The 14604-nt window shown below is 36.1% G+C and carries 12 protein-coding genes; 7 read left to right on the top strand and 5 right to left on the bottom strand.

The window, feature by feature from the left end; translation table 11 throughout:
- Positions 1-39: 39 nt before the first annotated feature.
- Genes J2Z82_RS01455 through J2Z82_RS01445 form a run of 3 tightly spaced genes read right to left on the bottom strand, consistent with a single transcriptional unit; the run spans position 40 to position 3814 of the window.
- Positions 40-1185 (bottom strand): Ger(x)C family spore germination protein, encoded by a 1146-nt coding sequence (locus tag J2Z82_RS01455; protein WP_209479012.1) that lies wholly within the window; start codon positions 1183-1185, stop codon positions 40-42.
- Entirely contained in the window at positions 1182-2297 is a 1116-nt protein-coding gene (locus J2Z82_RS01450; protein ID WP_209479011.1) for a GerAB/ArcD/ProY family transporter, read from the bottom strand. Before J2Z82_RS01450 ends, J2Z82_RS01455 begins: the two co-directional genes overlap by 4 nt.
- Before the next feature lie 8 nt (positions 2298-2305).
- On the bottom strand, positions 2306-3814 hold the full coding sequence (locus J2Z82_RS01445; protein ID WP_209479010.1) for a spore germination protein: 1509 nt from the start codon (positions 3812-3814) through the stop codon (positions 2306-2308).
- A 258-nt stretch (positions 3815-4072) separates the two neighbouring features.
- On the opposite strand from J2Z82_RS01445, the gene J2Z82_RS01440 reads away from it, so the two are divergent.
- The gene (locus J2Z82_RS01440) at positions 4073-4318 is read left to right on the top strand and encodes a hypothetical protein (RefSeq protein WP_209479009.1); all 246 of its coding nucleotides are present in this window, start codon (positions 4073-4075) and stop codon (positions 4316-4318) included.
- Positions 4319-5021: 703 nt separating this feature from the next.
- Here the strand turns inward: J2Z82_RS01440 and J2Z82_RS01435 are convergent.
- Complete coding sequence (locus tag J2Z82_RS01435) at positions 5022-5981, bottom strand: methyl-accepting chemotaxis protein (RefSeq protein WP_209479008.1); 960 nt, start codon at positions 5979-5981, stop codon at positions 5022-5024.
- A gap of 466 nt (positions 5982-6447) precedes the next feature.
- Between J2Z82_RS01435 and J2Z82_RS01430 the strand changes: the two genes are divergently transcribed.
- The 5 genes from J2Z82_RS01430 (at position 6448) to J2Z82_RS01410 (ending at position 13296) form a co-directional block, all read left to right on the top strand.
- Entirely contained in the window at positions 6448-8196 is a 1749-nt protein-coding gene (locus J2Z82_RS01430) for an ABC transporter ATP-binding protein (protein WP_209479007.1), read from the top strand.
- Positions 8196-10229, top strand: a complete 2034-nt coding sequence (locus tag J2Z82_RS01425; RefSeq protein WP_209479006.1) for an ABC transporter ATP-binding protein — start codon at positions 8196-8198, stop codon at positions 10227-10229. The genes J2Z82_RS01430 and J2Z82_RS01425 overlap by 1 nt, the downstream gene beginning before the upstream one ends.
- Before the next feature lie 24 nt (positions 10230-10253).
- Complete coding sequence (locus tag J2Z82_RS01420) at positions 10254-11069, top strand: S1C family serine protease (RefSeq protein WP_209479005.1); 816 nt, start codon at positions 10254-10256, stop codon at positions 11067-11069.
- Positions 11070-11407: 338 nt separating this feature from the next.
- Positions 11408-12133 (top strand): RNA polymerase sigma factor SigI, encoded by a 726-nt coding sequence (gene sigI / locus J2Z82_RS01415; RefSeq protein WP_209479004.1) that lies wholly within the window; start codon positions 11408-11410, stop codon positions 12131-12133.
- Positions 12133-13296 (top strand): anti-sigma-I factor RsgI family protein, encoded by a 1164-nt coding sequence (locus J2Z82_RS01410; protein ID WP_209479003.1) that lies wholly within the window; start codon positions 12133-12135, stop codon positions 13294-13296. Before sigI ends, J2Z82_RS01410 begins: the two co-directional genes overlap by 1 nt.
- Before the next feature lie 32 nt (positions 13297-13328).
- On the opposite strand, the gene J2Z82_RS01405 is transcribed toward J2Z82_RS01410, so the two are convergent.
- Entirely contained in the window at positions 13329-13565 is a 237-nt protein-coding gene (locus tag J2Z82_RS01405; RefSeq protein ID WP_209479002.1) for a YhdB family protein, read from the bottom strand.
- Positions 13566-13724: 159 nt separating this feature from the next.
- Here J2Z82_RS01405 and J2Z82_RS01400 point away from each other — a divergent pair, with 159 nt between their 5' ends.
- Complete coding sequence (locus J2Z82_RS01400; protein WP_209479001.1) at positions 13725-14408, top strand: YhcN/YlaJ family sporulation lipoprotein; 684 nt, start codon at positions 13725-13727, stop codon at positions 14406-14408.
- The last annotated feature ends 196 nt before the right edge of the window (positions 14409-14604 follow it).

Raw genomic sequence — 14604 nt, 5'->3', positions numbered from 1 at the left:
AAACCGACCCTTTTATGAGGTCGGTTTCTTTTTGCTTCATTATGGAGTTGTACCATGTCCCTTGAGAATAAATTCTATTTTAAAATCTACATTTATATCGGGAAATTTATTGTGCCATTCCGCATCTGTAAGTTTTCCGCCTGGCTTATTAATCCGATAGATAGTACCGTACCCAAAAGGGTCTGAATTAAATTCCTGTAACTTCTTGAAAAGCTGTTCATATTGTTTCTTGAAATTCTTTTCCACTTCTTTTTCAAAAATTTCTTTAACCTTAGGGTTCTTCAGGTCTATTTCTTCTGATAACTCTAACATCGTTACATTGAAAGTTACTTCAGTTTGAAATTGCATATTCTGTAGATTTGTTAATTTTGTTTTACTGTTACCTCTCAATATCTTCATCAGTGCATGTGCTGTATCTTCATCATTCTCATCCTGCCTTTCACTTTTCATATATTTTTTGAATGGCTGCATTGGAAGTTGAACTTCTAGAGATGCATTTTCGATTGATTTGTTAAAAACATTGATTAATAATGCATTTTTTAATGGAACTTGTCCAACATATTTATCATCTTGAAATAAGGCAATAGCTGATAATGTAGGTGATTTTGTCACAGTTGATAAAACAGGCAAATAAGGGTCATGACCATAGTCGTAATAGATATGCAAAAAATCCTGCAAGGTAACTCGTGGAATAATATTATCTTCTACATTTTGTTCGATTAATTCGAATAAATATTTTCCTATTTGAACAGCTGCTCCTTCGTGCCCCTGTGTAATAACATCTTTTGCGGTTGTCTCACTTATTGCCAAATACATGGTATCCGACACCCTGGCATCACGTATTTGTGTATCAACAAAACTTAATAGTCCTTTCTCAGCAGTTTCTTTTCCAAACAGTTCAAAACGTATTTGTCCTGGTGTTAATTGGAAGCTTGTTTTGTAATTCGCATTCTGACGGGCACCTTTAATGGTTTTACCCTCCCCAAAAACAAGTGATGAAAGTTCCTGATTCTGTGAGTCAAATTTATAAATTACTAAAGTTGTTTCTATTTTGTCATCTTCTATTATGTCGACACCACGTGTATTAATGATTCCAAGGTCTTCAATAGATTTAGGTTCCACACAGCCAGTAAGGGAAGTAATTAATAGCAATGACAAAACAACTAATCTTAAGGTATTCCTCATCTAGTTTCACTTTCCTTTTTCCTCTGCCATCTTTTTTTTAGTAATACAATTGGGAAGAGTATAAATGGATAGACATAAACAACCCAGAAACCAACTTTGGCAACCAAGTCGGTTAGCCTAATGATTATATTATGGTTGGACATGAAGGCAATAAGAATTAATAAAATAAATGATGTTATAAATAATGTCTTTGTTTGTGGAACCTTGTACATACGTTTAATTCCATAAGTTATCGCCCACATTAGTAATATCATGTTTGGTAAAGCTACCATCATCCATTCGGCAACAACGATATAATCGAAACGCTCAACAAAAGGAAGAGAAACTATCTTAAATAAGGATAATACAGCCCATTCCAGTTCTTTCAATTGTACTGCGCTAAAGTAGCCAATTGAAATGACGGTACCAATGAGCAGAAGTCCAAATGACCAGAAAGCACCAAAATAGGCAGGGAATTTTGCGCTTTCTTTGTTCTGAATAAATGGATAAATTAGTAAAAGAATCTCAAAACCTGCAAAGCTGTATGCTGTAGCTCTTGCTCCTTTTAATAATTCGGGAAAAGAAGCTTGAAAAAATGGCTGAAAGTGATCCAGTTCCATTCTTATGGCTGGCTCATATAAAAGAAATAGAAGCCAGTGTGCAGAAAAAAAGAATATAAACACGACACCGATTATTACTTTCAATCCCCCATAAATACAGTAAATTATTAGGGAAATAAGTAAAACACCTATAATAAGTGAACTTATTTCTGGAAAGATGAAGACTTTAACAACATCAATATACGTCAGTATTACGGATAACAATGCAGCAGCAAAGTAAATTATATACAATGTTCCTAATATTTTACCCAGCCATTTACCAAAGATATCCACTTGGATTCCAAAAATATCAGCATTTTCATATTGCTCCAATATACGAAACATAACAAATATAACAAGCAGTACGTAAACAAACGCGATAATAATAGATAACCAGGAATCTTGCTCTGCTTCTGTGAAAATATACATTGGAGCTCCCATTATCCCAACACCTACTTGGATGGATGTGATAATGAAAAACAAGTAGAATGCACGGATACGAAGGTTCTCTTTAATTTTAGGGTTAATTTCCATAGAACTACCTACTCATCTATATCGTGTTTTTTTACCGCCTCAGATTTTTTAAAACGAAATAAATCCTTTGGTCTCAAAGACAGAAATCGTTTATCTTGATATGCATATGGAGGTCTAAACAATACTTTATTCAAGTCATCCCAACGAAATGGATAAATGGGAGACAGATATGGCTCACCCAATGATTTAAGTTTTAGTACATGTATTACTAAAAAACAGAGTCCGTACATAATGCCGATTAGACCAAACATTCCTGCAAGTAAAATCATAGGGAAGCGAATAACCCTTACTGTAGTTCCCATTTCATAACTTGGAGCAGTGAACGATGCAAGTGCGCTGAAGGCGATTACGATAATAAGAATGCTGCTTGTCAATCCTGCTTGCACTACAGCTTGCCCAATTATTACTCCGCCCACAATACCAATTGTCTGACCGACTTTAGACGGCAGTCTCGCCCCTGCCTCTCGCAATAGTTCGATTAGAAATTCTAAAAATAAGGCCTCAATTATCGGTGGAAATGGTACGATGGCTCTTGATTGCCCTATAGTTATAAGCTCCCGAGGTGGAATAAGCTCATAGTGATAGGTTACTGCTGCAACGTAAAGTGGTGTTAGAATAAATGAGATAAACATAGCAATAAAACGCAGAATTCGTAGAAAGGATCCGGCATTCCAGCGCATATACATATCCTCTGTTGATTCCAAAAAACTAAAAATAGTAGAAGGTGCCAAAATTGCTTGTGGATTATTCTCAACTAACACACCTATCCGACCTTGTGAGACAGTGTAACTAAATCGATCTACAAGCTCGGTTAAGTAATATTGCGGAAAAATAGTAGAGGAGGAGTCCTCAATAAGTTGAGACAGTACATGGGAGTCATCAACTTTATCAAGGTCCAGATCCTGTAACCTTTGGCGCATTGTATTTATATGTTTATCGTTTACTATGGATTTCATATAAATTATTCGAACTTCTGTTTTAGCTCTCTTTCCTATCATTATCTTTTCCAGTACAAGATCTGTAGACCTAATACTCCAACGTACAACATTTAAATTTGTAATGAGTGACTCGCTAAAAGCAATCTGGGGACCTAATACAACAGATTCGTTTTCAGACTTTGAAATATCCCTTGATTCCTTTCTAACTATTAAGTAGAAAACAGCTTTATCCTCGTCTTCTACATATACAAAAACGTTACCTATCAATAAATCTTCAAGGATTTCTTCAAATGTATCTGTTGTAGACCCACCGCCTATAGGAATTTCGTTGAGGATGTTAGGGGTACTCAAATCGCTAATATTCAATAAAGGCTTTAATAAAAAGTTATCAAGTCTTTCTGTTTTAACTTGATAGGATAAATAAAATACACAAACATTTTTTCCACCGATTTCAAAAGTAGAAAAAATCAAATCTGGATTCTTCTCAAATTTATCTTTTAGAAGCTTTTCAAGTTTATCAATTTTTATAGGGAATATTGATTGAGTTTGTGTGTTTCGACGACGACGATTTTTTCTCATATGTACCTCCTGATGAAACAATTACTGAATGTTAGTATGTGAAAATATCGGATAAAATATTATAGCCATTGAAATATTTAAAAAGAGATGTGGCGGAGTGTTGTCTTAACAAGGTAATTGACCTATGCCTTCAAATGTATACAGGACTTTCAGCACGCAATAAGACTATAGTCTTATTTTTTAAAAAATTCAAAAATTTTATTGTTTGATTGTGTCGATTAGTGTAGAATGACCTTATTAGTCATAAGGGGTGAGTAAATGGGAGAATTTATTCGAAATTGCCGGTTATGTATGAAGCAAATGGAATCTGGCCCGTTTATGATGTGTACGACATGTTTGGTCGAAAGTGATCGAATAAGAAGTTTTATTTCAAAAAAGCCATATGTTTCAGTTGAAGAGATTTCGTTGGCCACAAATGTATCAGTGGAAAAGGTAGAACGAATGGTCGACCTTGGCGTTAATAAAAGTAATTATAAAAGAAAAAGTAAACTCAATAACATGTAGGAACTATAAACCAAATTTCGCGAGGAGAGGTTGGACATAACTAAAACTTTTATCCTAAAGACGAATAATAAGGATAGGTGTTTAGAGTGTTCATTTTAATGGTTGGATCTAATACGTAGTTGATATAAACTGCGACGTACTATTTAAAAAATTTGAGTGCTATGATGCCGCTTCGGAAATACACTTCGCTTTCCGTGGGCGGCTGATGAGCCTCCTTGCTCCTACGTCGCTGCGTAGTCTCATCTAGGCCTCAGCTCCCACAGGAGTCTACGTGTATTTCCTCCGCTGAATCGCTATAGAATAAATTTGTGACAGCACTAAAGTAGTCCGGGTGAGTGGAGGGAGGTGACTCCTGCGGGAATAGCACGTTCCGAAGACCCCACAGAGTGGTTTTCTCGAGGAGGCTGAGGTCGTGCCCGCGGAAAGCATCCGCCCGTAGCGAACCCCGGACGGCGGGACGAGAGTTTATAGATTTTATTCCTGCAGTTACTTCGTAGTTTATACCTAATCAGCAACATTAGAGAACTAGGCATTCACCAAGCTTTTGGTGAATGCCATAGTTGCACTTATGCAGTAAGAAAGTAGTTATACTTAACTGCAAAAAAAATCCGAACTAATTCGAATTCTATTTCAAGAATTTTGAATCATAGTTCGGATTTTACTTTGACTAAAACCCACTTTTGTCCGGGGCTTCTTATTGAGTTTACGAGGCTGAAGCTCCTTTAATTCCTTTAACCCCTGATGCTAGTTGCTCATCAACAACTTTTGCATCTTCAATATGCTGTGTTATAACTTGTTTAATCGTATCAAAGGAATCGTTTGTTTCCTCAATGTACCTTACCATTTCTTCTGTGAGTTCATTTTGATTATTTATATTTTGCAATACGTCCTGTGTGTTTGATTTAACAGTCTTTACGATTGAAGCCATTTGTTCTAACATATCCACTGTCTTGTTACTAATCTCTGTTGATGATCGCAATGTTTTCTGATTCTCATATGTGTCCTGTTCCGCTTCTTGGATTTTATGCTGAATCGTCGTTGTCACTTCATCAATGTGATGGGTGCTTTCTGCTGTGTTTTCTGCAAGCTTTCTAACCTCTGAAGCTACAACTGCAAAACCCTTCCCGTGTTCACCAGCACGTGCAGCTTCAATAGAAGCATTTAAGGCTAAAAGGTTTGTTTGATTCGCTATTTCACTTATTACTTGAACGACTTCCTTAATCGTATTGGAATGTTCTCCTAACTCTTGCATACTTCCAGCAGTTTTTGTCATCTGTACTTCTAAACGGCTCATAAGTTTTTGATTTTGCTCCATAATTTCTTGATACTCCTCTGATTGCTTCGAGAGAGTGTCAGAGGAATCAACAAGCCCATTCCCCTCTTCAACTAAACGTTTGGAATGTTTACTTGATTGTTCTCCAAGTGACTGAACTTCGTCAAATCGCTGTTTTATTCGAACAACTAAATTTTCCAGGTCGTAGTGCTGGCCATTCACATGTTCGTGCTGGTTGATTGTATGTAATAAATCTTCTTCAAATTGGTTTAAAAAAAGTGAGCTATCCTTCTTGATTTGTGCTTTTTCCTGCTCCAATTTCTGTATTTTTTGATTTGCTGTGTTCAATTGTTCTTCAAGATTATTGCGCTTTTTAGTTTTACCTAACAATGCTATTCCCCCTGCTGTTAATAGTGGCTGTTTTCTAAAAGCTTGTTGTGTCGCAGTTTTTCGAAATACCAACAACCGTTTAGAAAACAGCATATGCTTTTATATCGACTTTTCGGAGTGTTGTGTGAAGAACCTGGAAGGGAAAATAAAAAATATTTAAAAAAGTAATTGACTTTAAATTTTCTTAATACTATAATTATTGAGTATCTTAAAAAAGAGAGGAGGTCATATCGATGGAAAATAAAATGGTTCATGTAAAACAAAACTTTATATTTGGTGTGACCTTCTGGGCGGTAAAGAATTAACTAGCTATAATATTTTATTTTATAGTTATGAGGTCACGCATGTCTGTGGCCTTTTTGTACTATATGAGGGATATGATTTATCCCTTAAAGCACATGCCATAGGCGTGTGCTTTTTTAATTGCTCAGAAGGTTGCTGTTAGAGAGAGAAGTAGGTGATTAATATGTTTCAGGTTTTTAAGAAATTAGATTGGTTTTTTAAGCATTATTGGAAGAGGTATACATTTGCAATTATAGCCTTAATTATTTCGAGTGCAATTGGTTTGATTCCGCCAAAACTGGTAGGGTATATAATCGATAAAATACAATTTGAAACGTTAACAATGCAGTTATTAGTAATGGTTGTTGCAGGCTATTTAATTTTAACAATCGTTCATTATGGAATTTCATTTTTATGGGATTATACATTGTTTGGTGGAGCAGTCATTTTGGAGAGATGGACGCGGAGTAAGATGATGGATCATTTTCTGAAAATGTCGCCAACGTTTTATGGGAAATACCGTACGGGTGACTTGATGGCACGTAGTACAAATGATCTTAAGACAATTAACCTTACGGCAGGATTTGGTGTTCTGACACTTGTAGATTCAAGCATATTTATGTTGATGATAGTTGGAATGATGGGCTTTACGATAAGTTGGAATTTAACCCTGGCTGCCCTGTTTCCGTTACCTATCATGGCGATTGTTATGAATAAATATGGTGCTGCCATCCATGCTCGTTTCACCAAGGCACAGGAAGCATTTAGTGAAATGAATAATGAAGTGCTTGAATCGATTCGTGGTGTTCGTGTAATTCGTGCGTTTGTACAGGAGGAACAAGATGAGAAGCGGTTCTATTCCAGAACAAATGACGTCTATGAAAAGAACATAGAAGTAGCAAAGATAGATGCTTTATTTGAACCTACAATGAAAATTCTAGTTGGCCTATCTTATACGATTGGGTTAGGATATGGAGCATTGCTCGTATTTGAAAATAGGATAACGTTGGGTGATTTGGTCACGTTTAATGTTTATCTTGGAATGTTAATTTGGCCAATGTTCGCTGTCGGAGAGCTAATTAACATATTGCAGCGAGGAAATGCGTCGCTTGATCGTGTTAATAATACATTGGAATATCAAGCAGATATCACGAATCCTGAATATCCAAAAAACGTTCCTGCTATTGATACGATTGATTTTGAGGATGTCTCTTTTTCCTATCCATCAACTACTAATAATCAGTTGAACGATATTTCATTAAATGTGAAAAAAGGGCAGACGATTGGAGTTGTTGGTAAAACAGGAGCAGGTAAAACAACGCTATTTAAACTAATGCTTAGACAATATCCAGGTTTAGTTGGTGCCATAAAAATGTCCGGTATTGATATCAATTCAATAGATTTGGATAAAATTCGGGCATGGATTGGTTATGTGCCACAAGATCAGATGATGTTTTCAAAGTCCATTCGTGAAAACATTCAATTTGGTAAAGAAGATGCAACAGATAAGGAGATATACCGCGTGATGGAGCTTGCACATTTCCTGGAAGATATCAAGCAACTTCCAAATGGGCTAAATACGCAAGTCGGTGAAAGTGGAGTCACTTTATCCGGTGGTCAAAAGCAAAGAGTTGCATTAGCACGTGCTTTTATTAAAGACCCGGAAATTTTAATATTGGATGACTCGATGTCTGCTGTGGATGGAAAAACAGAGGCGAAAATAATCGAGCATTTACGTGATGAACGTAAAAATAAAACAACATTTATTGCTGCACATCGTATGTCGGCTGTAACACATGCAGATCATATTATTGTGCTTGAAGATGGAAAGATTGCAGAAGAAGGAACACATGAGGAATTAATGAAGATAAATGGCTGGTATAAAGAACAATACCAGCAGCAACAATTAGCAGACGGGGAGGTGTCCTCCTAATGAAATCAAAATCATCAACTGAAAAGCGACTGTTTCAGTATGCGTTACATTTCAAAAAAGGTATACTGATCGGATTAGCTTGTCTGATCGTTGCTGTTGCGCTTGAACTTGCTGGGCCATTAATTGCGAAAACGGTAATTGATGAACATATCCTGGGGGTAGAAGGTAAATGGCAGAAGGTAGAAAACAACGATGATAAATATACAGTTTCCTACAATGGTGAATTGTATAAACGGGCTGATCGTATAGAAAATTCGGATCATGAATTAGGTAGTGCTACTGTTTTTCAAGTAAGCCGCGATTATTATTTTGTAAATGAAACTGTTCCGTTACAAGGTAAGCGTAGTGCAGAGGGTGAAAAGATCACCATCACTACGGCAGATGAAACGCTGACATATGAAGGTGAGAAACTTTCCATGTCAGAAATATACCCGTTTTTCAAGCCTGAACAAGGACCAATTATATTTCTATTGGTTTTATATATGGTTTTACTTGTTATCGCAGGGTTCTTTCAATTTTATCAGACATTTCTATTACAGAAATCGTCAAATCAGATTGTGCAAAAAATGCGTAATGATATTTTTGCGCATACACAACGAATCCCAATTAACTATTATGTGGAGCAATCTGCCGGGAAGATTGTGGCACGTGTTACGAATGATACGGAAGCAATACGTGATTTGTACGAAAGAGTCTTATCAATTGTTGTAACAAGTATTATATATATGACAGGAATTTTCGTGGCGTTATTTATTCTGGATGTAAAGTTAGCCGCAATGTGTTTAGTGCTTGTTCCTTTAATTATTGGATGGATGAAACTATATAAACATTTTGGAACGAAATATAACAGGGTTGTTCGTGCTACGATTAGTGAGATTAATGGAAACATCAATGAGGCAATTCAGGGAATGCCAATTATTCAAGCATTCAGCAGGGAGAAGAAGACGAAGGACGATTTCGAAGTATTGAATGAACGACACTTTACTTATCAACGTAAACTGGTTAAGTTAAGTGCGTTAACGTCATATAATCTTGTAACAGTTTTTCGTAATTTGGCATTTGTTGGCTTTATTTGGTATTTCGGCTCCTTTTCATTAGAACCGGGAAGTATTATTTCAATCGGAGTGCTTTATGCATTTGTTGATTATTTAACTAGGCTGTTTGAGCCGATGGAGGATATTGTCAATCAGCTTCCATTAATCGAACAGGCGCGAGTTGCCGGAAACAGGGTATTTGAATTACTGGACCATGACGGTGAGAAGGTTATCAATGATAGCGTGGATCGATATCAAGGTAATATTTATTTTGATCATGTATCGTTCGCGTATAACGATGTGGATTATGTGTTAAACGATATATCTTTTGAAATAAAATCAGGGGAAACAGCAGCATTTGTAGGGCATACGGGATCTGGAAAAAGTTCGATTATGAATTTACTTTTCCGATTTTATGACCCGCAAAAGGGAACAATTACAATTGATGGGCATTGTACACAAGAATGGTCACGACAACAAGTTAGAGGGCACATGGGAATAGTGCTCCAAGATCCATTTTTGTTTTCCGGAACAATCCTTTCAAATGTCACGATGAGCGATCCTGGAATTACTCGAGCTAGCGCAGTTAGTGCGTTAAAAGCCGTTGGAGCAGACCGTTTCATAGAAAAACTCCCTGATGGATACGATGAAAAGGTGTCTGAAGGAGGTACGACTTACTCGCTTGGTGAGCGTCAATTAATTTCCTTCGCTCGAGCACTTGCTTTTGATCCGGCAATTCTTATATTGGACGAAGCAACAGCTAATATTGATACCGAGACAGAAAGTATCATTCAAAATGCCTTGGAGGTTTTAAAAAAGGGAAGAACTACACTTGTTATTGCACACCGTTTATCGACAATACAGCAAGCTGATTCTATTTTTGTACTAGAAAATGGTACAATAAAAGAAAGAGGTAACCATCATCAGCTTATTGGTGAAAAGGGCTTATATTATCATATGTACCGAATGCAACAAGGAAAGTCCAAACGAGCAGTCTAGGTATTCAGCTGTGTGAGGTGTGTTATGACAAAAGAAAGAAATGACCATGATGTGATTGATGAAGATTTATATGAAGAGTTTGACGAAGAAGAATTAAAGGAACTCGTCGAAATCGAGCGCCAAAAAGCATTAACAAAGGCACAGCAGGAAAAAGACCCAAAACCAAAGCGTCCATTTCCAAAGTGGGCGTTCTGGTTAATTGCACTTGTAATGTTATTTAATGTGGTGGCACTCCTTCCTAAAACGTTTTCGGTTCCTGCTGTTAACTTTTTAGTAACATCAGCAAAATTGTCAACTCAGGACAATATCCAAACTTATAAAGAAGCAGTTGTAACAATCGAGACAGGTGATAGCAAAGGTACTGGTTTTGCAATTACAGCTGACGGAACAATCTTAACCAATAACCATGTAGTTGAAGGGAAGGATTCTGTTACGGTTGCTTTTCCCGATGATGGGTTATTTTCAGCCGACATTGTTGATACATTTCCATCAGTCGATTTAGCAGTTCTTAATATAGATGGTGAGGATCTGCCGCATTTACAATTAGCTGACAAGACAACATTCCAGCCGAATGATCCGATTTATTTTATAGGTAATCCACTGAGTTTTAATGGAATAGCGAACAAAGGAACAATAATAGACTATACGTCATTAGGTAGTTGGGAAGAGCCGGTTTTAATGATAGATGCCCCAGTATACCGTGGGAATAGCGGAAGTCCAGTTATTAACCAGGATGGCAAAGTTATTGGAGTTGTTTTTGCAACATTGTTTCATGATACGCATGGACGTGTTGGACTTTTTGTACCTATAGATTATTATTATGAACATAACAATGAATGATTTTCGTTTAATATACAATAAATTGATGCCTTGTGAAGGCATCAATTTTTATTTAGCAGTTATTTACTACAAAATAATGATAATAAGCCGTTATACTAGATAAGTAATGAATATTTAAACAAACTGTAATTATTTTGAGATAGCAACATATTAGCTAGTACGATAAGCTTAATTTAGGTAATTTTTATGCAAAAATATATAAACAAAGATGGTGGTTTCATCATGCAAAATAATATATTAACTAATAATGAAGTAATTTATAATAAATCCTTATTAACTACACCCAAAAAGCGTAATGATATAACGAAATCTATAATGACTGGGGGTGCTTCAGTCTAATGATGAGTCAGTCTGTAGAAGAAATGCCCCTTGATGAAATGATTGCCTCAGTCCAGCGAGGGGATCGAACGTTACAGAACTATCTTTTGAAGTCATATCAGCCGTTTATTGCAAAATGTGTTTCAGAAGTTTGCAAACGTTATATTGACCCACAAAAAGATGATGAATTCAGTATTGGTCTTGCTGCATTTAATGAAGCAATTTTATCCTATTCTCCTGATAAAGGCAGTTCATTCCTCTCCTTTTCAAAGTTAGTTGTGAAGAGGAAAGTGATTGATTACATTCGGTATGTTCAAAGGACACCTGCTGCAGTATCACTAGACGAAAGTTTTGATGAAGAGCAGATGGAGAACCCTACCGAAATTGTTGCTGTGAAAGAAATTTATCAGCAGGAACAAGAAGCATGGCATCGCAGGGAAGAAATAATAGATTTTAAAGAGAAGCTGCGTGTCTATAAATTGTCACTGGTTGAGCTGACAGAGGCTTCACCAAAGCATAAGGATGCACGGGAATCAGCAGTTGCAGTAGCCAAAAAGCTTTATAATGATCCTGACCTTCGGGAGTATGTGTACCAAAAGAAGAAACTGCCGATTAAGGATCTAGTAAAAAAAGTGGATGTAAGCAAGAAAACGTTAGAACGAAACAGGAAATTTATTTTGGCTATTTTTGTTGTTTTAAATGAAGATTATATGTATCTTAAGGAGTATCTTAAGGGGGTGGGTTAGTGAAAAAAGGAATCGTAATGGAAAAGCATCGCCGCTATACAATTGTTATGCAAAAAGATGGTGCATTCCAAAAAGCTCTTCCGATTGAAGATGCTGATATTGGTACTGAAGTTTATTTTCAGCCAAAGGAATCAAAAATGAATTCATTATTTTATCTATTTTCGGGCAGAAATAATTCAGTTCCTGTTCGCTTAATTGCAATGACATGTATGGTACTTTTACTAATAATGCCTTTTTACTTTATCATGAATTCAAATGAAACATATGCATATGTTAACATCGATATTAATCCAAGTGTTGAATTGGAAGTTAATGAACAACTAAAAGTACAATCAATCAATCCATTGAATGGCGACGCTGAGATTCTCATTAATAAGCTTTCCAAATATAAAGGAAAAGAATTAGAACACGTCATCGATAACATAATGAATACAAGTGAAAAGGCAGGCTTATTAAAAAATGGCAAAAATATGCTTGTTGGGGTCAGCTACATTTTGGACGGACACAAAACTTCAGTTGTTGATACAGTTGACAAATACTTCTCAGACCACAATACGGACTGGAAAATAGCTACATTTCAAGTACCTAAAAAAATACGTATACAGGCTAAGGAAAATAAACAGACAATGAATGAACTAATGGCGACATCACTTGCTGAATCAAACGAAACACATGATGTTTCTAAGGAAGATAATATGGATCAAACAACACCTGTGAATGATGAGGAAGAAGCAATGATAAATTCTTTTTATAATAAAAACCAAAATCATTCTGAATCCATTAAATCGAATAAGAGTAATAGTGATGAGTCTGCCCAATCATTAAATAATAATGATTATGAAGAAAAAGGTAATAATAAACATCCAAGTGAGCTGAAAGAAAAAAATGGCGAAATAAATGCAAATAAGAAAAATGTAGGAAATAATACCCAAAAGGGTAAACTGGAAAAGGATAATGCTAAAGATAAAAATCGTAAGGCTCGCGGACACCAAAAAGATAAACATAAGAATCATGACAACGGAAACCATGGTAATAATGGAAATCATTGGACTAATGGTAATGAAAAAGATAATGGCAATAATAAACATAAAGGAAATAACGGCAATAACGGCAATAACGGAAATCACGGAAATAAAGGGAACGGAAATCATAATAAGAATTAAAATGAAAATGCACCAGTTCTGGTGCATTTTCTTTATACTTCCATTACTGCTGTGGGAGTGTACTTCATAGCGTGGTCAATATAATATAGAAGGGTATCGTGTGATTCGACTACTTTTGTTTGATCAAGTGAGTAATGATAAGCGTGCAGGAATATTTGGATTTTTTTGGATAACATGTCATCATTTGTACGGACCATTAATACAAGCAGGTCATCCCATTGTCCCCACAATGTGTAATACAAGGCTTTATCATAATCGGGTATTTCCATTCTTTGCCCTCCTTTAATTGTAAAGGGTTATTTGTAGTTTCCCCGAATTACTTTTTTATTGTCTGCAACAAAAATGGTGTGCTTGCCAATTTGTGTTAAGAGAATAAATTCACCTTACTGTTACATACTAAAGGCAAAATAGTAAGGAGGATATATAAAATGAAGTGGAAACTATTAAGCCTTTTAGTGGTAATCTCGTTAGCACTTGTAGCATGTCAGGGGAACAATGGAAATGAAGAAGGTCAGAACGGCAATGGAAATAATGTGGAACAAACCCGTTATAACGCCACAGATAATATGAACAATGATCAAAATAATGGAAACAACAATGGCAATGCTCAACAAAATGGTAATAATGAGTATGAACTAGCAGAAAAAGCTGCAAATAAAATCTCTGATCAGGTTAAGGGAATTGACAATGCTTATGTACTAAAAACAGAGAATAATGCATATGTTGCTGCAGAATTAGATAATGGTAACGATAATGGAATGAATAATGGCAACGCAGGTAACACTGGCAATACTAATGACATGAACAACGGCAATGGAAATAACATTGATAACACTAATGGTGAAAACAACGGACTCACGAATAATGGGAGTGCTGGACAAAAGGGAAACAATAATGGAAATGAGCTAACTGACGAGGTGAAGCAAGAAATCTCAAAAATAGTTAAGTCAGTCGATAGTGATGTTGACAATGTGTATGTTTCGACTAATCCTGACTTCTTTGATTTAGCTAATAACTATGCAGATGATGCAGGTAATGGTGATCCTGTTGAAGGTTTATTTGATCAAATGGGTAATATGATTGAACGTATTTTTCCGCAAAACAAGGATTGACAATTTATCTTTTTTTATATGACGAGTGCACACCTATATGTGAGCACTCGTCTTTATTTTTGCTTAGAAAACTAATCTCAGGGAAAAGGAAGATCGACTAAGACCGCCGCTTTGCGCGGCAACGTGACCTACCCGCGATGCGCTGAGCACAGTCCATACGGCGCTGAGCAGGCGCTTGCGCTTTTGTTATGATGTA

It is taken from the genome of Virgibacillus litoralis, from assembly GCF_017873675.1.
Classification (GTDB): Bacteria; Bacillota; Bacilli; order Bacillales; family Amphibacillaceae; genus Lentibacillus; species Lentibacillus litoralis.
Note: the sequence above shows the minus strand (reverse complement) of the source record. Positions and strands in the feature narration are given on the sequence as shown.